The 17,408-nt window shown below is 60.7% G+C and carries 16 protein-coding genes and 1 tRNA gene; 5 read left to right on the top strand and 12 right to left on the bottom strand.

Features of this window, described 5'->3' with window-relative positions:
* Positions 1-388: 388 nt before the first annotated feature.
* Both AC3ANW_RS05470 and AC3ANW_RS05475 read left to right on the top strand, forming a co-directional pair.
* Positions 389-811: a hypothetical protein gene (locus tag AC3ANW_RS05470; protein WP_488344191.1), complete on the top strand. Its 423-nt coding sequence runs from the start codon at positions 389-391 to the stop codon at positions 809-811.
* Positions 805-2,124, top strand: coding sequence for a relaxase family protein (locus AC3ANW_RS05475; protein ID WP_488344192.1), 1,320 nt, complete (start codon positions 805-807; stop codon positions 2,122-2,124). The genes AC3ANW_RS05470 and AC3ANW_RS05475 overlap by 7 nt, the downstream gene beginning before the upstream one ends.
* 388 nt (positions 2,125-2,512) lie before the next feature.
* Here AC3ANW_RS05475 and AC3ANW_RS05480 read toward each other — a convergent pair whose 3' ends face one another.
* The gene (locus AC3ANW_RS05480; protein WP_488344193.1) at positions 2,513-2,827 is read right to left on the bottom strand and encodes a hypothetical protein; all 315 of its coding nucleotides are present in this window, start codon (positions 2,825-2,827) and stop codon (positions 2,513-2,515) included.
* A 90-nt stretch (positions 2,828-2,917) separates the two neighbouring features.
* Between AC3ANW_RS05480 and AC3ANW_RS05485 the strand changes: the two genes are divergently transcribed.
* Positions 2,918-3,163 carry a helix-turn-helix domain-containing protein gene (locus AC3ANW_RS05485; RefSeq protein WP_488344194.1) on the top strand — a complete coding sequence of 82 codons (246 nt, stop codon included), beginning with the start codon at positions 2,918-2,920 and terminating at the stop codon, positions 3,161-3,163.
* Between the two features lie 680 nt (positions 3,164-3,843).
* On the opposite strand, the gene AC3ANW_RS05490 is transcribed toward AC3ANW_RS05485, so the two are convergent.
* From AC3ANW_RS05490 to AC3ANW_RS05535, 10 genes are all read right to left on the bottom strand, one after another.
* Positions 3,844-4,206, bottom strand: coding sequence for a hypothetical protein (locus AC3ANW_RS05490; protein WP_488344195.1), 363 nt, complete (start codon positions 4,204-4,206; stop codon positions 3,844-3,846).
* A 211-nt stretch (positions 4,207-4,417) separates the two neighbouring features.
* Complete coding sequence (locus AC3ANW_RS05495; RefSeq protein WP_488344196.1) at positions 4,418-4,588, bottom strand: hypothetical protein; 171 nt, start codon at positions 4,586-4,588, stop codon at positions 4,418-4,420.
* Positions 4,585-4,929, bottom strand: a complete 345-nt coding sequence (locus AC3ANW_RS05500) for a hypothetical protein (RefSeq protein ID WP_488344197.1) — start codon at positions 4,927-4,929, stop codon at positions 4,585-4,587. Before AC3ANW_RS05500 ends, AC3ANW_RS05495 begins: the two co-directional genes overlap by 4 nt.
* 27 nt (positions 4,930-4,956) lie before the next feature.
* Positions 4,957-5,262: a hypothetical protein gene (locus tag AC3ANW_RS05505; protein ID WP_488344198.1), complete on the bottom strand. Its 306-nt coding sequence runs from the start codon at positions 5,260-5,262 to the stop codon at positions 4,957-4,959.
* 162 nt (positions 5,263-5,424) lie between these two features.
* A tRNA-Thr gene (locus AC3ANW_RS05510) sits at positions 5,425-5,500 on the bottom strand.
* Positions 5,501-5,680: 180 nt separating this feature from the next.
* Positions 5,681-6,691, bottom strand: coding sequence for a class 1 fructose-bisphosphatase (locus tag AC3ANW_RS05515; RefSeq protein ID WP_488344199.1), 1,011 nt, complete (start codon positions 6,689-6,691; stop codon positions 5,681-5,683).
* 29 nt (positions 6,692-6,720) lie between these two features.
* Complete coding sequence (gene pepN / locus AC3ANW_RS05520) at positions 6,721-9,420, bottom strand: aminopeptidase N (protein WP_488344200.1); 2,700 nt, start codon at positions 9,418-9,420, stop codon at positions 6,721-6,723.
* A gap of 119 nt (positions 9,421-9,539) precedes the next feature.
* A protein-coding gene (gene prfB, locus AC3ANW_RS05525) for a peptide chain release factor 2 (RefSeq protein WP_488344201.1) occupies positions 9,540-10,644 on the bottom strand; the annotation gives its coding sequence in 2 pieces (ribosomal slippage) (positions 9,540-10,562 and positions 10,564-10,644; 1,104 coding nt in all).
* Between the two features lie 72 nt (positions 10,645-10,716).
* The gene (gene argF, locus AC3ANW_RS05530; RefSeq protein WP_488344202.1) at positions 10,717-11,652 is read right to left on the bottom strand and encodes an ornithine carbamoyltransferase; all 936 of its coding nucleotides are present in this window, start codon (positions 11,650-11,652) and stop codon (positions 10,717-10,719) included.
* Between the two features lie 94 nt (positions 11,653-11,746).
* Positions 11,747-12,949 carry an acetylornithine/succinylornithine family transaminase gene (locus AC3ANW_RS05535; RefSeq protein WP_488344203.1) on the bottom strand — a complete coding sequence of 401 codons (1,203 nt, stop codon included), beginning with the start codon at positions 12,947-12,949 and terminating at the stop codon, positions 11,747-11,749.
* A 217-nt stretch (positions 12,950-13,166) separates the two neighbouring features.
* On the opposite strand from AC3ANW_RS05535, the gene AC3ANW_RS05540 reads away from it, so the two are divergent.
* The gene (locus AC3ANW_RS05540; RefSeq protein ID WP_488344204.1) at positions 13,167-13,493 is read left to right on the top strand and encodes a DUF3579 domain-containing protein; all 327 of its coding nucleotides are present in this window, start codon (positions 13,167-13,169) and stop codon (positions 13,491-13,493) included.
* Positions 13,490-15,478: a 3'-5' exonuclease gene (locus AC3ANW_RS05545; protein WP_488344205.1), complete on the top strand. Its 1,989-nt coding sequence runs from the start codon at positions 13,490-13,492 to the stop codon at positions 15,476-15,478. The genes AC3ANW_RS05540 and AC3ANW_RS05545 overlap by 4 nt, the downstream gene beginning before the upstream one ends.
* A gap of 6 nt (positions 15,479-15,484) precedes the next feature.
* On the opposite strand, the gene AC3ANW_RS05550 is transcribed toward AC3ANW_RS05545, so the two are convergent.
* Positions 15,485-17,401, bottom strand: coding sequence for an O-linked N-acetylglucosamine transferase, SPINDLY family protein (locus AC3ANW_RS05550; RefSeq protein ID WP_488344206.1), 1,917 nt, complete (start codon positions 17,399-17,401; stop codon positions 15,485-15,487).
* Between the last annotated feature and the right edge of the window lie 7 nt (positions 17,402-17,408).

The raw sequence follows: 17,408 nt of genomic DNA on the forward strand, positions 1-17,408 counted from the left end.
GTCAATCTGACCTGACCGCAGTTGTCCGAAAAACATCCATTCATTTTGCTTGTTCCAGCTCCTTTCAGCCGAAAAAGACTTGTCGAACAGGTATTCTCGTGAAAAGCCCAAAGCCCAAAGCCCAAAGCCCAAAGCCCAAAGCCCAAAGCCCAAAGCCCAAAGCCCAAAGCCCAAAGCCCAAAGCCCAAAGCCCAAAGCCCAAAGCCCAAAGTCGGAGGCTCCGCGAAATGACCACAGGCCGAGCAACACGAGAACAGCCGAACATGCAAGCCAGACTACGCCGTCTGACGACGGCGGCTGGTGAGGGGGGCGTTCCGTCCCCCTTCAAACCCCCTCAAAATCGGATTCCGGAAACCAGTCAACGGGCGCCATCCAACAGGGTTTTTTCATGAATAAACTGAAGGCGCCTATGGATCGGAAGACATTTCGATTCCAAGAAGACGACTTGAACAACCTGGCACACCTGGCAAAAGTCTCAGGCGTCACGGAAAGCGAAAAGCTACGCGATCTCATTAGAATAGCGGCTGGAATTCAACATGCCTTCCCCGTGAGTCCAATGAGAAAGAGGAAACGCCCACAGATTTCAAAAGCAATGGAATCTCTGGATCCGGACACTAGGCTGATTCTAGTGCGAGCTTGTAATCTCTTAAATCAAGCAGTAAAAGCCTTGCACGTTTCTAGGCACCTCGGGCGGCCAGCTGATTTATTAATCGTCGGTTTGCAGCTGGCCACCATTGAACAACTTTTAGTTAAAGTAGGGCGCAAACAAGTTGAAATTTCCTCTAAAAGCAAGGAAGCATCACCATGCTGATTACTTGGCTCGCCGCAGGGCGGAATGATCCCAGGAAAGCAACGGCGTATTGCGGCGGGAGCATTGACGGAAAAGGGCTGGCTAGAGACGAGGTGATAGTTCTTCGGGGGACACCTCAAATATTTGAGTTGGCGGCATCAGGGTTGCCATTCCAGGAGACTTATAAGTCCGGCGTCATCGCGTGGGCCCCGAGCGACAACCCCTCGCCGGCAGAAATTGATTCTGTTGTTGATGATTTTCTGTCGCTCTGCTTCGGAGGCTTGGATCCCTGCGATTTTTCATCCGTTGTGTACCTTCATCGAAGCAAAGATAAAGTGGACGTTCACGTGCTCGTCGCCAACGTACATATTCCGACAGGAAAACATTTTAATTGCGCGTCACCTGGCTGGCAAAAAGACTTCGACCCACTTCGCGACATGTGGAACTACCGGAAAGGATGGGCGCGCCCGGATGATCCGCGGCGCGCCCGTGAATATCAGCCAGGCAAGGCTGTCGCCATATCCTCGGCTCGGATCAAAACAGGCGTTCACGTGGAGCCAGATGTAAAAGCATTACTTGCAGGATACATCGACTCAGGCATCCGGCGAGGTGAAATTACGTGTCAGGAAGATGTAGTTTCGGCATTGTCTAAAGTAGGAGTCATCAATCGTGTTGGCGAAAATTACGTCTCGGTCATTCCCGATGGTCAAACAAAACCCGTGCGGCTGAAAGGTACTCATTTCAGTGCGGCTTTTAATGCGGTAATGCCCACCCCATCTTTAAAATCACGTGAAGCGCATTCTATTGATCCAGATACCGATCGAACTAAGGAATTAAAAGCAAAGGCGATGTACGAGGAAGGTATTGCGCGACGAACTCAATACAACCTACGTCGTTTTCGGCAATCGAAATCGCGAAAGCTAAGCGCTACGGCACCAAATTATCTCGCTGAGCTTGATTTGAGCACGGTTAAGGTCAAAGACCTTGCTATTGCAGGACGCTTAAAAACCATTTCTGATGTTTCGCCCAAGCACCCTGATCATATTAACCTTCCTGACCCCAAGCATGGAACGCAAAGCTTGGAAGCCATGACAAAAATACATACTAGCCCTTCACGCATACCAGAGGAAAATTATGAGTCAGATAAATCAACTCTTGAAAACCTGTTTGGCAGACTTATCCTTCGAGTTCGAGAAGGGTTTGAGCAATTGCGAAGAACAAGTTGTGCAGTTAGGGAAGCAATGCGAACGTTGGAAGCGCGAGCATCAGGCGATGAGTCTTCGCATAGAAACATTAGAACGCCAACAAAGAAATTGCCGCGACCAGGGAGATGAAGAGCTATGAGTAAAAATCGACTGCTTAACGTCGCAGTTAATTCCCGGAATAAAGGGCAGTTCCAGCTCGGTCAATCGCTTACGCGTTTAACCTTCTAAGCCGCCTACATGGCGGTACACAAAAAGGCTTCACTCCGACGGGTTGACCTATCTCTTCTAAGCCACCTATACGGCGCACACTAAAGACTCACACCAATGAGGTAATCCTATGCTTCTAAGCCGCCATCACGGCGGCACCACTGGAACTGCCTAACTGAACTTTAATGCGATTTCTGATCAACGGCAATTTGGCGAATTTGGTGTCCATGTTAGGCCCTGCACGACTTTGCGGAAGCATGGTCGTACACCAGTTCGTTCCGCCTCATTCCATGCCGATTTGTGGCACTGATCAATCCGAGTTTGTCAACTTTCGAAGCTGGTCACGCAGCTCAAAAATCGTGTCCCGCTGCGAAGCGAAGCGAACTTTAAATTGCGCGTTCTCGTTGTGCAAAAAATTTACGTAGGCTTTAAGTTCAGAGATGGTTTCTGACCGCCATTTGATGCCGGCAACGAGAGTATCGATTCCATGATTGATCTTTTGTTCCATCGTTTTTACCTCTGCTTTCCGCTGAGCGCGCTCATGCGCACGTCGTTCGATCACACGCAGTGCGGCATCTATGCCTTCAAGATGCGCGGCGAAAATTTCGTCATCAAAGTCGCTCATATCGGTTCGGATCAAGGAGTTGTACAGTGCTTCTAGTGTATGTGGAAGATCGTCCGTGGCAAAATATTCCACGCATGCGGACGATCAGCCATGCCCGTTCGTTCACCAAAGTTCGCTGACGATCCAGCTTTGATCGCTTTAGGCGCCGCAATACGGCGCATGCGGGAAGCTCAAAAGCTTTCTCAGGAGAGTCTTGCCCTTCGTTCAAACATCGATCGCTCGTACATGTCTAGCATCGAGCGGGGCCAGCAGAATCCCGGAGTCATGCTTGTACGCGACATCGCAATCGCGCTAGATGTCTCAATTGCTCAGCTTTTCGATGCTGCTCAACTTTAAAAACTGACGGCGTAATGAGGCAACTTTGTTCCTGCGCTCAATTACTTTCTACCTCCGTCACTTTCCATCTTGGATGATTGTGGACGACTGTTGCACGTCCGAATGCTTTTAACTTACGAAAATTGCTTAACAACATGCAAGCATATGTCTATGACAGAAAGATTTTCGAAAGCGTCAGTGGCGCCGTTGACCTACCGGTCATCGCATTCATCATCAAATTGCTCGCCGACGATTTGAGTTAATCGCACGTCAGATTTGCCATGATTCGCTGTGACTGCCCCGCAGTCACAGCGAGTTCTTTTCCTGACTTTGAGACAGTCACAGAAAGAACATTCGAGCGCGCTGTCGCTACGATCGCGTCAGTCGCAACCTGCTGCAGTTTTTGGCAGGCAGTTAAGCTCGCTGTCGGAGTAATAGTGATGCTAGGGCCCCAGGCTGCACCAGCTGCAAACGTGACGATAATGAGCGTGCTTGCCATCAAATCTCCAGTTAGAGGAAAAAGAAACTTTGAGGAAGGGCAAGTTATGCTCTCGCTTTTAGAGCGATTATCGCGGTCACGGCATTTGCCAAACCCCCCGAATGGTCTTTTTCAGCTGGGGGAGGTGGGTCGTCATCGATCGGCGGAAAAAGCAGATCATGCTGGTCCCCGCCCCCTGCGGGTTGGGCGGGGGCTGCCATCTTTATCCTGCATTCTTGCAGTTCTTAAGCTTAAGCACGTTAATTTGTTCTCGCCCAGAATCTACGTCGAGTTCAAAACTCTCAATGACAGCGGAAATATTTCCGCTGGCAATTTCACTGCTGGCTTGGCAGATCACCGTGATTCCGGGATCGCCCAGGGCGGAGCGAAAGTGAGGATCGTTGTCGCGAGGACCGATTTCGAGACTGATGGGCTTGCCGGCGAGTGATTTCAGCGCTTTCGGGGATTTTTCAGCTTGGCGTCCGGCTGCGGTGACTTCGTTGATCGTCAGCGTAGTGGCTGCGACTGCGGCTTGGAAAACGATGCCGGAAAGGGCGATTGTGGCAATGGCAGATACGGATTTCATGCGTGCGCGTTCCTGACCCTATAGCGGTCAAAACGCACGCTGCCCGCTCCAAGCGTGCTGATCAATTAAATTGTCAGGTTTGGGGCTCCGAATCCTGCGTCGGTCCGCAGCCGTTCAATCGTTTGTGACTCGATCGAACGGCCAAAGTCAGTATCTGACGTTTGAGATGCTAGCGATGAATCAGGATTCGACCAAGCTTTGATCGAAATTTTTAAGCTAAGCCTTTGAGGCCGAGGCGACGCATCAGTTCAAGGCCGCGGGCGAGACTGAGCTTGCGCAGGGCTTCGAGTTCGGCAGGACTCAGTCGATCGTTGCGTTTGAGATGCTGGCGCTGCGAAAGACGCAGCCGATCAGGGGTACTCGGATGCTCCCTATCGCTCATTTCTTGCCCTTGGCAATCTGAACGATCAGCGTGTCGGCCTGAGCTCGCGCAGAACGCTGGGCATCGGCGTGAAGCCGCTTTTCGCAGTAGAGCTGCTTGTTGCTCACGTCACCTGCGTCGACTTGCTTGTTGACCGATTTCAGGATGGCTAGGCGCCATGCGCATTCCAGGACTGGATTGTTTGGCGGTGCGCCAGCGTTGCCGCCGGTCAGCCAGTAAGCGACATTGCGTTGGGCTTGATAGGCTCCTGCCAGGGCTTTCCTCTCAAGCGCATCGAAGTCGTCAGCGCGTGCACTCGCAGCGAGCGACCACGCAAGGAGAAGAAGGGGCAGTCGGCTCATGAGGCAGGATGGTGCTTCATGTGGTACTCAAAAAATTTTGACGTCCATGGTGTTCCGCGGCTGGTCCTTGAGCCGGCCGCAGGACGCGTAAGCGGAGTTGCGCTGGCCAACGTAATGCACGAAAACGACGAACTTCGACTCACCCTTGTCCAGGCTGCGGCACATTCCTTCAATCTCGACCTTGGTCGGAGCCCTAGCCTTTGAGCCGAACTCGACCCGGTAATACATCTGGTCCTTGAACTGTTTGTAGTCCTTTTCGAAGATCTCAGGGGATGCGGCGAGAGCGGCGGTAGCGAAGATCGAAGCGGTGGCGACGGCGAGCAGCTTGTTCACGAGGGTCGTCGGAAGTTTTGGGATTTGAGCCGTGATGGTAGCGATGTGACTGATTGAGATGCTGTCCGCATCCCTCGTCACGACTTACCCTGGCACTTACCTCGAAAAAAAAGGACATGAAAAAAGCCCCTGAGATCATGCGACTTCAGGGGCTTCTAAGAGTGGTGCCGGAGAGATGAATCGAACACCCGACCTTCTCATTACGAATGAGCTGCTCTACCGACTGAGCTACACCGGCGTAAGCCCGCGATTATAGCCCATTCTTTTAGTGGGATGACCTCTGCGGCGGGCGACTGCTCATGCCATCGGGCAAGTCAGCCACGACCTTCCGTCTTGCCGCCGCCAATGCAAACGGCCCGTTCGCACGGGCCGTTTCTTCAGTCCTTCAAGCTGCCATGTCAGCCTTGACAGCCGTCCATCAGGCCTTGGCTTCGCGGTGGTACTTCGTCACCAGGTCGACTTCGTTCTTCGACCCCAGCACCACCGCCACCCGCTGATGCAGTTGCGTCGGCACGATGTCCAGGATGCGCTGGCGGCCATCGGTGGATGCGCCGCCGGCCTGTTCGACCAGCCAGCTCATCGGATTGGCTTCGTACATCAGGCGCAGCTTGCCCGCCTTGCCGGGTTCACGTTTGTCCCAGGGGTACATGAAGATGCCGCCGCGGCAGAGGATGCGGTGCACGTCGGCGACCATGCTGGCGATCCAGCGCATGTTGAAGTCCTTGCCGCGCACGCCTTCCTTGCCGGCCAGGCATTCGTCGACGTAACGCTTCACCGGCGTGTCCCAGTGGCGCATGTTGCTCATGTTGATGGCGAATTCCCTGGTGTCTGCGGGGATCTGCACGTTCTCCTGCGTGAGGATGAAGGTGCCGAGTTCGCGGTCCAGGGTGAACATCACCACGCCCTGGCCGACCGTAAAGACCAGGGTGGCCTGGGGGCCGTACACACAGTAGCCGGCGGCGACCTGCTGCACGCCGGGCTGCAGGAAGTCGGCCTCGGCCACCGGCGCGGGGCCGGACTTCTTCAGCACGCTGAAGATGGTGCCGATGCTGACGTTGACGTCGATGTTGCTGGAGCCGTCGAGCGGGTCGAACATCAGCAGGTAGTCGCCCTGCGGGTACTGGCCGGGGATGGGCAGGATTTCGTCCATCTCCTCGCTGGCCATGCCGGCCAGGTTGCCGCCCCAGTTGTTGGCCTCGATCAGCATGTCGTTGCTGATGATGTCGAGTTTCTTCTGGACTTCGCCCTGCACGTTTTCGCTGCCGGCAGAGCCGAGCACGCCGCCCAGCGCGCCCTTGTTGACCGCGTTGCCGATGCTCTTGCAGCAGTCGGCCACCACTTCGAGCAGCGACTTCAGCTGTTCGGGAATGGCGGTGGCGCCGCGTTGTTTGTCGGCCAGATAACGGGCCAGGCTGATCTTCTGGGACATGTGTCGGGTCCTGTGGTGGATGTTGGGTTTCAGTCGGCGAGTGCGCGGGAAATGACTTCACGCACGTCGTTGCTAAGCGATGACGCGGCGGCAACCTGGGCGATGGCCTGGTGGGCGGCGTCACGGTAGGCGGGGCTCAGTTTTTTCCAGCGGTCGAGCGCACGCGCCAGGCGGGCGGCGACCTGCGGGTTGATGGCATCCATGGCCAGCACCTGCTCGACCCAGAACGCATAACCGGCGCCGTCGGCGCGGTGGAAGGCGGCAGGGTTGCCGCTGCAGTAGGCGAACACCAGGCTGCGGGCGCGGTTGGGGTTCTTGATGCTGAAGTCGGGGTGCTTCATCAGTTGCAGGACCTGCGGCAGGATGTCGCCGCCGCGGTCGGGTGCACCGGCCTGCATGGCGAACCACTTGTCGATCACCAGGGCTTCGCCGGCGAACAGTGCGTGGAAGGTCTCCAGCGCGGGCTTGGCAAGTTCGTTGCCCGCGCCGACCAGTGCGACCAGGGCGTTGGCCCGGTCAGTCATGTTGTCGGCGTCCTTGAAACGCTGGTAAGTGCGGCCGGGCCAGACGGTTTCGCCCGAGGCCCGCGCCGCCAGGTTCAGGTTGACCAGCGCCAGGCCGGCCAGCGCACGGCGGCCGGACGACAGCGGGTCGGGTGTGTAGGCGCCGTTGTGTTCGTTGGTTTCCCAGGCCCAGGCCCAGTCGGACTGCAGGGCGGTGGCCAACTGCTGGCGCATCGCTTCACGCACCGCATGTACACGCTGCGGGTCGACGATGTCGAGCTGGTCGGAGATATAGCCCTCGGACGGCAGCGTGAGCACCAGTTCCTTGAAGGCCGAGTCGAGCTTGTCGTCGCGCAGGACGGCGCGCAGGGCGAAGATGAAGGCGTTGTCCAGCACGGTTGCAGGAACTTCGCCTTCCGCGCCGATGGCGGCCAGTGCCTGGCGCAGGGCCAGGCGCTGGGCGGATTCCCAGCGGTTGAAGGGGTCGGTGTCGTGTTCGAGCAGGGTCAGCAAATGGGCATCGGTGAAGTCGATGTCGAGGATGACCGGTGCCGAGAAACCGCGCAGCAGCGACGGCACCGGTGCGGCGTCCAGGTTGCCGAACACCAGCGTGTGGTGGGGCGCGGTCATGGTGAACAGGCCGGCGTCGGATGTCTGCGAGCCATCGACCGAGTAACTGAGGGGCAGGGCGGTGCCGTCGTCGGCGACCAGGCCCAGCGCCACCGGAATGACCATGGCTTCCTTGAAAGGCTGGCCGGGCGTGGCCGGGCAGGTCTGCGACAAGGACAGGGTGTAGCTGCGGGTTTCGGCGTCGTAGCTGCCGATGGCCTTGACACGCGGCGTACCGGCCTGGGCGTACCAGCGCTTGAACTGGGGCAGCAGGGTGGCGAGGGCGCTTTGCGGGTTTGCGTCGGCGATGGCCTGGGCGAAGTCGTCGCAGGTGACGGCCTGGCCGTCGTGGCGCTCGAAATACAGCGTCATGCCAGCTTCGAAACCCTTGCGGCCGACGAGCGTCTGCATCATGCGGACGACTTCAGCGCCCTTTTCGTAGATGGTGACGGTGTAGAAGTTGCTGATCTCGATATAGGCGTCGGGCCGCACCGGGTGGGCCATGGGGCCGGCGTCTTCGGGGAACTGCACGGTGCGCAGCACCCGGACATCCTCGATTCGCTTGACTGCGCGGGCCGAGGCTTCGGCGCACAGGTCCATGCTGAATTCCTGGTCGCGGAAAACGGTGAGGCCTTCTTTCAGGCTCAGTTGGAACCAGTCGCGGCAGGTGACGCGGTCGCCGGTCCAGTTGTGGAAATATTCATGGCCGACCACCGACTCGATGCCCGAGAAATCGGCGTCGGTGGCGGTGGCCTGGCTCGCCAACACGTATTTGGTGTTGAAGATGTTCAGGCCCTTGTTTTCCATCGCGCCCATGTTGAAGTCGCTGGTGGCGACGATCATGAAACGCTCCAGGTCGAGCGTCAGGCCGAAGCGGGCTTCGTCCCAGGCGATGGAATGCATCAGCGAGACCATGGCGTGTTCGGTCTTGTCGAGATCGCCGCGGCGCACGAAGATCTGCAGCAGGTGGTCGTTGCCGGCGCGCGAACGGATGCGCTGTTCGCGGGCGACCAGCTTGCCGGCCACCAGGGCGAACAGGTAGGCGGGTTTCTTGAAGGGGTCGACCCATTTGGCGAAGTGGCGGCCGTCCTCCAGCGTGCCTTCGTCGACCAGGTTGCCGTTGGACAGCAGCACCGGGTACTTTTCCTTGTCCGCACGCAAGAGCACCGTGTACATCGCCATGACGTCCGGGCGATCCAGGAAGTAGGTGATGCGTCGGAAACCTTCTGCCTCGCATTGGGTGAAGAAGGTGTCTTCGCTGACGAAGAGACCCATCAGCTTGGTGTTCTTGGCCGGGCAGCAGGTGGTGAAGATTTCGAGCGTGAAGGGCTCGTGGCCTTCGGGCAGGTTTTCGAGCACCAGTTGCTGGCCGCGCTCGGTGGTGTCCATCTTGAAGGACGTGCCCTGGCCGTTGACCAGCACACGCGCCAGGTTCAGTTCCTCGCCATCCAGGCGCAGGGCCTGGGCCGGAACGTCGGGGTTGCGGCGCACCTGCATGCGGTTGAGCACACGGGTCTTGGCCGGGTCGAGGTCGAAACACAGTTCTACCGTGTCGATCCAGTAGGCGGGCGCGACGTAGTCGACGCGGTGGATCGCGGTGGCGGGGCCTTCACGCATGGTGGGGGTCCTTCGGAATCGGTTGTCGCGGTTGGTTGGCCGCCGGGCTGCAGTCGGCAGACTGCGGGCCCGGCGTGTTCGGGAGCATTGTGAAGCCGGCGCACGGGCGCCGGGCTACTTCAGACGCCTTGTTTCAGCGAGGCTTCGATGAAGGCATCCAGGTCGCCGTCCAGCACCTTCTGGGTGGCCGAGATTTCGACGTTGGTGCGCAAGTCCTTGATACGGCTGTTGTCCAGCACATAACTGCGGATCTGGTGGCCCCAGCCCACATCGGTCTTGCTGTCCTCGAGCTTCTGCTGCTCTTCCTGGCGTTTGCGCATCTCGTGGTCGTACAGGCGCGAACGCAGTCGTTTCCAGGCGACGTCGCGGTTGCTGTGCTGGCTGCGGCCGTCCTGGCACTGCACCACGATGCCGGTCGGAATGTGCGTCAGCCGCACCGCCGAGTCGGTCTTGTTGATGTGCTGGCCGCCGGCGCCTGAAGCGCGGAAGGTGTCGGTGCGCACGTCCGAAGGGTTGATGTCGATCTCGATCGAGTCATCGATTTCGGGGTAAACGAAGATGCTGGCAAACGACGTGTGCCGGCCGCCGGACGAGTCGAACGGGCTCTTGCGGACCAGGCGGTGCACGCCGGTTTCGGTGCGCAGCAGGCCGAAAGCGTATTCACCCTCGATCTTGATGGTGGCGCCCTTGATGCCGGCGGTGTCGCCCGCGGTCTCGTCTTCGATCTGGGTGGTGAAACCCTTGCGTTCCGCGTACTTCAGGTATTGGCGCAGCAGCATGCTTGCCCAGTCGCAGGCTTCGGTGCCACCGGCGCCGGCCTGGATGTCCATGAAGCAGTTCAACGGATCGGCCGGGTTGTTGAACATGCGGCGGAACTCGAGCTGCTCGATGTCCTTGGCCAGGTTCGCCGCTTCGGCTTCGATGGCCAGCATGCCGTCCTCATCGCCTTCTTCCTTCGACATCTCGAACAACTCGGTGTTGTCGGCGAGTTCGGTCGTCAGCCGCTCGATGGTCAGCACGACATCGTCGAGCGCCTTCTTTTCCTTGCCCAGTTCCTGGGCCTTTTTAGGATCGTTCCAGACGTTGGGGTCTTCCAGCGAGGCGGTAACGGTCCTCAGTCGATCAGCTTTGGTATCGAAGTCAAAGATACCCCCGGAGATCGAGGGTCCGAGCGGACAGGTCGATCAGGTTGTTGCCGATGCTGTTGATGCGTTCTGCTTCCATGGGGTCCTGCATGTGCGTGTGAGAGGGCTGCGGTGCAGCGAGCCCATGATTTTCTCACGGCCCCGCGCTGTTTCAGCCGGCTACGGCCCCGACCTTGCCCAGCATCAGATATTCCATCAGCGCCTTCTGGGCGTGCATGCGGTTTTCGGCTTCGTCCCAGACCACCGATTGCGGTCCATCGATGACGTCGGCCTCGACCTCCTCTCCGCGATGCGCGGGCAGGCAGTGCATGAAAAGGGCGTCGGGTTTGGCGACGGCCATCATTTCGGTGTCGACGCACCAGTCGGCAAAAGCCAGTCTGCGGGCTTCGTTCTCGGCTTCGTAGCCCATGCTGGTCCAGACATCGGTAGTCACCAGGTCTGCATCGCGGCAGGCGTCCATAGGGTCCTTGAAGACCTTGTAGCAGCTGGTCGATGTGACGCCGGCCACGGCCGGGTCGACCTCGTAGCCGCCCGGCGTGCTGATGTGCACCGTGAAGCCGAGCAGCTCGGCGGCCTGCAGCCAGGTGTTGGCCATGTTGTTGCCGTCGCCCACCCAGGCGACCACCTTGCCCTGGATGGACCCGCGGTGTTCGATATAGGTGAACACGTCGGCCAGGATCTGGCAGGGGTGGAATTCGTTGGTCAGGCCGTTGATGACGGGCACGCGCGAGTTGGCGGCGAAGGCGGCGATCTTTTCCTGTTCGAAGGTGCGGATCATCACCATGTCGACCATGCGGCTGATGACCTTGGCGCTGTCGTCGATGGGTTCGGCGCGGCCCAGCTGGCTGTCGCCGGTGGTCAGGTGCACCACGCTGCCGCCCAGCTGGTACATGCCGGCCTCGAAGCTGACGCGGGTGCGGGTGGAGGCCTTCTCGAAGATCATCGCCAGCGTGCGGTCGGTCAGCGGGTGGTACTTCTCGTAGGCCTTGAACATGCGTTTGATCCTGGCCGCGCGCTCGAAGATCCAGGCGTACTCGTCGGCTTGCAAGTCTTTGAACTGCAGGTAATGGCGGATCGGTTCGGTCATGGCTTCGAAGGCAACAAGTGCATGTCAGAAAAAAGGAACGCCGTGGAGGTCCACGGCGCGGGCCGGCACGCGCCGGCAGAAGTCAGGTGAAAGCTTAACCCGGCTGGGCCAGGAATTCCTTCAGGACCGGCAGCAGCAGGGCGACCAGCTGGTCGCATTCGGCCGCGGTGATGATCAGCGGCGGCACCAGCCGGACCACGCTGTCGGCCTGGATGCTGACCAGCAGGCCGGCGTCGGCGAACTTCTGCAGCAACGCGCCGGCAGGACGGTCGAGCGCGATGCCCAGCATCAGGCCCTGTCCGCGCACTTCGATCACACCGGCCACGCCTGACAGGGCCGATTGCAGTGCCTGCTTGAGGTGGTCGCCCACCCTGGCGGCATTTTCGACGATGCCTTCTTCTTCCATGATACGAATGGTCTCGACACCCGCGCGGGTGGCCAGCGGGTTGCCGCCAAAGGTCGAGCCGTGGTTGCCCGGCTGGAAGATGTGGGCGGCCCTGGGGCCCGCCACCACCGCGCCGATCGGCACGCCGGAGCCCAGGCCCTTGGCCAGTGGCATGACGTCGGGCTTGATGCCGGCCCACTGGTGGGCGAACCATTTGCCGGTACGGCCCATGCCGCACTGCACTTCGTCGATCATCATCAGCCAGTCGCGTTCGTCGCACAGCGCGCGCACCTGCCGCAGGTATTCCCAGCGCATCGGCACGATGCCGGCTTCGCCCTGGATGGTTTCCAGGAACACCGCAACCACGTTCGGATTGCCTTCGGTCGCCTTCTTCAGCGATTCGATGTCGTTCACCGGCACCCGCACGAACCCTTCGGTCAGCGGGCCGAAACCCTTCTGCACCTTCACGTTGCCGGTGGCCGACAGCGTGGCGATGGAGCGTCCGTGGAAGGCGTGTTCGTAGACCACGATTTCCGGACGCTCGATGCCCTTGTCATGGCCGAACTTGCGGGCCAGCTTCAGTGCGCATTCGTTGGCTTCGAGGCCGGTCGAGCAGAAGAAGGCATTGGTCAGGCCCGAAAGTTCGGCAAGCTTTGCGCCGAGCGCTTCCTGGTTGGGCACATGGTAGAAATTGGAGCAATGGATCAGCTTGGCGATCTGGTCCTGCAGCGCCGGCACCAGCTTGGGATGCGCATGGCCCAGGGTGTTGACGGCCACACCGCCCAGTGCGTCGAAGTACTTGCGGCCTTCGGTGTCCCAGACCCAGATGCCTTCGCCGTGCGACATGGCGATCGGCAGGCGGCCGTAGGTGTTCATCACATGCGGATCGTCGTAGGCAGTGGAAGCGGTCATGCGGTTCTTTTCTTTCAGGTGCTGGCGTTGGATGGCCGGATTTTAGGCGGGCTGCAAGTCGGCTTCGTTGCTGTTCGTGCATGACTCCGATGCGGGCCGCGGCACCGCGGAATGCCGGGGTAAACCCCTCCGGCTTGTTTGGCCGAGGCTAGAATGCGGGCGGTCCTGGGCCAGTGGATGATCTCCGCGGCCTGCCGGATTGTTTGCCTCATACCCGATGGTCGCCTACACCAAAGAAGTCTTCATCCAGGGCGTCACCGCCGATGGCCGCACCTTTCGACCCAGCGACTGGGCGGAGCGCCTTGCGGGTGTCATGAGCTCGTTTCGCCCGGGCGGACCTCGTCCCGGCAGCCATCTGGGCTATTCGCCCTGGTGCATCCCGACCACCATCAACGGTATCAAGTGCGTGGTGGTGCATCCCGACCTCCGCGACTACGACGCCATGGCCTGGGATTTCGTCATGAATTTCGCCCGCGACAACGGGCTGCAGGTGGCACAGGCGGGCACGGTGCCGGGCGCGTCTCCTGCCGGCGGCAAGCAGTGAGCCCCGCGGAGCGCGTTCCGCACTTCGTTCCATCGGCCGAACTGCTGCTGCCCACGGACGAGCAGCGCGCCATCCAGACTTCCACCGCGCCGACGCTGCTGGTCGAGGCGCGAGCCGGCGCTGCCAAGACCACCACACTGGCGCTGCGGCTGGCCGAGGCCTGGTCACGCGGCGCACTGGCTGCCGATTGTCTGGTGCTCACCTACACCGAAGCGGCCTGCGAAGCCTTTCGCAACGCACTGGCCGCCGTCGGCGTTCCGCCCGCAGTGGTGCAGGACTTCCGCATCACCACCTTCGACGCCTTCGCCGCTTCGGTGCTGCTGCGCCTGGAAGGCGGCGAGCGTGTGCCCGACCGGCCGGGTGCCGAAGAACTGCGGACGGTGGTCTGGCAGGCGGTGCAGCAGATATCCGACCAGCAGGACGAACGCTGGCCGGACGACCTGGAATATCCATCGCAGGGCGACGCCGGTTTCGTCTCCGAGTTCCTGGACAACATGGCTTGGCTCAAGGGCACGCTCAAGTTGCAGCGCGAGGCGCCCGAAGGCCGCCTGACACCCGACGATGCGGCCGAAATGGGCCAGCGCTACATGACGCTGCGCCTGCTGCAGGCCTACGAAAGGCTGCGGGCCGGCGGACATCCGGATCACCCGGCATTCCGTGGCCCGGCCGACGCGACCTACGATCTCGCGCGTCTACTTCTGCGGCAGCACGAAGACGGGATCGATGTCTCGCCCGATGGCTGGCCGGCACGCCTGAGGGTGCTGCTGGTCGACGAGATGCACGACATGAACGAGGCAATGTTCACCATCCTGCTGCATCTGCTGGGCGGTCGCAGCACCTTCTTCACCGGCGTGGGCGACGTCGATCAGGTCATCCATGCGGCCGCCGGCGCCGATGCGGCCTTCATGAAAGGGCGCATCGAACAGGACACGCGGCGCAGTTCGGCAGTCCTGCCGCTGAAGGCCAGCTTTCGTTTCGGTGCCGCCTTGGCACGGCCCGCCAGCCAGTTCATCGGCAAGCCGCTGGAGGCCGGCGGCGGACTGGTCACCCAGGTATCGGTCACGCCTTACGCCGACGAAGACGCCTGCTGCGACCTGGTGTTGGCGGCCGTGCGCGCAGGCCGCAAGAAGGGGGGTAAGTCGCCGTCATTGGCAGTCTTGCTGCGTCACGAACACCAGTCGATCACCATCGAGAACGCGCTGATCCAGGCTGGCATTCCTTACCGCGCGCTAGGATTGGAAAGTTATCTGCTGCGACCGGAAGTGCTGATGGTGCGAGGTCTGCTGGCCATCGTCGGACGCGACTTCGCCAGCCTGACCGGCCGCGACACCCAGTTGCGGCTGGTGCAGGCCTTCAGGCTGTTCTGCAGCACCCGATTCGACGAAGATCCGGAAAGGCCGGGCGCCACGCAGGATCAGCTCATGGCCGAAGCCCTGCGCGACTTCGCAGGCAATGCTGAAAACCTGCCGATGTTTCTGGAGAACCATGTGCTGCGCAAGGCCGAGCCGGCAGCCGCACAGCGTTTGCGCGCTGCCATGTCGGTAGGCACTGAAACAGATGGTCCTCGCCGGTTCACGCGCTTTCTTGAAGCGCTCGACATGCCCTGGTTCATCGCCCAGGCGCTGGTGCGGCCGGATCGGCGCGCGGGCGCGGTGCGCAACCTGACCGGTTTGCGTTCCCTGGCATCGCATTACCCCGATACCCGGACATTCTTCGGCCATCTCAATGAGACGGCGATCAGACAGAAGGGCATGAAACGCAGCGGCGCCATCACGCTGGCGACAGCGGCTGCGGTCAAGGGCCTTGAATATCAAGAAGTGCTTCTGCCTTTCCTGGAGCAGGGCGAATTCCCTTACCAGGGCGGCAGCCCGACCGATGAGGCCAACCTGTTTTATGTGGCGGTTACCCGGGCACGGCAGGCATTGCGCCTGTACGTCCATGCAAGCCGGCCCAGCGAATTCGTCGGGCGCGCCGGTCTGCTCTGACCGGATTCAGGCGTCGGCTGCGGCTGTGGCCTGCCGCCACGCTTCTTGCAGGGCGTCCACCCAGTCACGTGCGAAACGGGGGGCGTCGTAGAGCGGGCTGGCCGCCACAACGGCCGGCGCACGTGAACGCAGGTCGGCCGCCTCCGCGAGCCAGGACACTTCGCCCTGACCGATCGCCGACGCCTTGCTGACATATTCGGCTTCATCCAGGCACACCCAGCGGTCGAGCCCGACGTTCTTCAGCATGGCTTCGCCCTGGCGGCCCAGCATGCCGGGCAATGCCAGCGTCAGGGTCGGCACGCCCAGGTAAAGGGCTTCGGCCGTGGTCGTGCCGCCGGGGTAGGGAAAGGTGTCCAGCAGCACATCGATTTCGGCATGGCTTTGCAGGTAGTTGTCATAGGGCAGCGGCGGCAGGGTCTCGACCCGGCCGAGCGGCAGGCCGGCTGATTCGAGGCGCTGTCGGAAAGCGGCGACCACGACCGAGGAGTCCAGCCGCGCGCTGAGGATGCGTAGCCGAGCTGCGGGTGCCGCCGCCAGAATCTGGGCCCATGCCGCCAGTACCCGCCCGTTGATCTTGGCCAGCGCCTGGTAACAACCGAATGTCACGCCCTGTCGGCGCTCGGCTGGCAGACGTCGCTCGGTCAACGCCGTCTTCAGGGGACTGAAGCAGTAACGGGTGTGTGGGAGGCGGATCACTTTTTCGGTGAAGAAGCGGTCTTCCTGCAGCGGCACCGATACCGGATCGGCCAGCACGAAATCCATGCCGGCCAGGCCGGTGGTGGAAAAGTATCCGAGCCAACTCATCTGCACGGGCGCCAGCCGGCGCGCAAAACAGGCCAGCGAATTGCCTCTGGTGTGGCCCGCGAGGTCGATCAGGACGTCGATGCCGTCGTCCACGATGGCCTGCATCAGTCGGGCCGTCGACCAGTCCACTACCTGGTGCCAGGTGGCGAAGGCCGGTCGCAATCTCTCGGAAAGATCGTCGTGGACGTGGCTGTTGGCATAGGCATGCAGCGTTATTTCGCCCACCGGCAGCGCCGCCAGCATGGCTTCCAGAAAATAGCCTACCGGATGGGTGCTGAGGTCAGGCGATACGAACCCTACCCGTAGCGGCCTCTTATCGCGATCGAGCCCGCCGGCATGGATCGCCGGGAGCCGTACGGTGGGTGCATGGCGGGTGAGCGATGCACCCATACGTTCGGCGTGTTGCCGGTTCGTGGCGGGATCGAAGTCGTCCAGGTAATGCTGGGTGAACACCAGGTTGGAACGAGCACCGAAATGCCCGCGGTCCAGGGCCAGCGCACGTTCGTAGGCGATGTGGGCCTCGGTCAGCCGGTATTGGGCCTGCAGGCAGCATCCGATGCTGAAATGAATTTCGGCGTTCGCGGGCGCCTGCTGAAGCGCCAGTGCAAAACATGCCATGGCCTGCTCGTGCCGATGCTCTGCGGCATGCAAGACGCCCAGGTTGAGCTGACTGTCGGCATTGCGCGAGTCCAGTGCCACGGCCCGCGATAGCAGGGCGAGTGCCTGATCGTGGCGCTTCTGGCGCAGGGCATACAGGCCCAGGTTGCAGAGCAACTGTGCATCGTCGGGCCAGCGTTCCAGCAGGCCCTTCCAGATGGCATCGGCATCGTCCAGCCGATGCAGAGATGTGCAGATCGCTGCCTTCAACTGCAACAGATGCCGGTTGAAGGGCGCGGGCGCAAGCGCCCTGTCGACCAGGGCGACGGCTTCGTTCAGCGCATTGCGCTTGAATTGTTCCAGCGCCCGGGCATAGAGCGCATTCGCCTCGGGCGACAAGGCATCCGGGTCGACCATCGGCCCAGCCGACCCGGCCCGTTGCAACATCTTCGAAAGAGGATGGCCCGCCGGCAGGGCCTTGCGCGGCCGCCGGGCAGGCGGGTAGGAAAACGGCCGTGCCATGCGTAGA

This window comes from Xylophilus sp. PBN-3R (assembly GCF_057747805.1).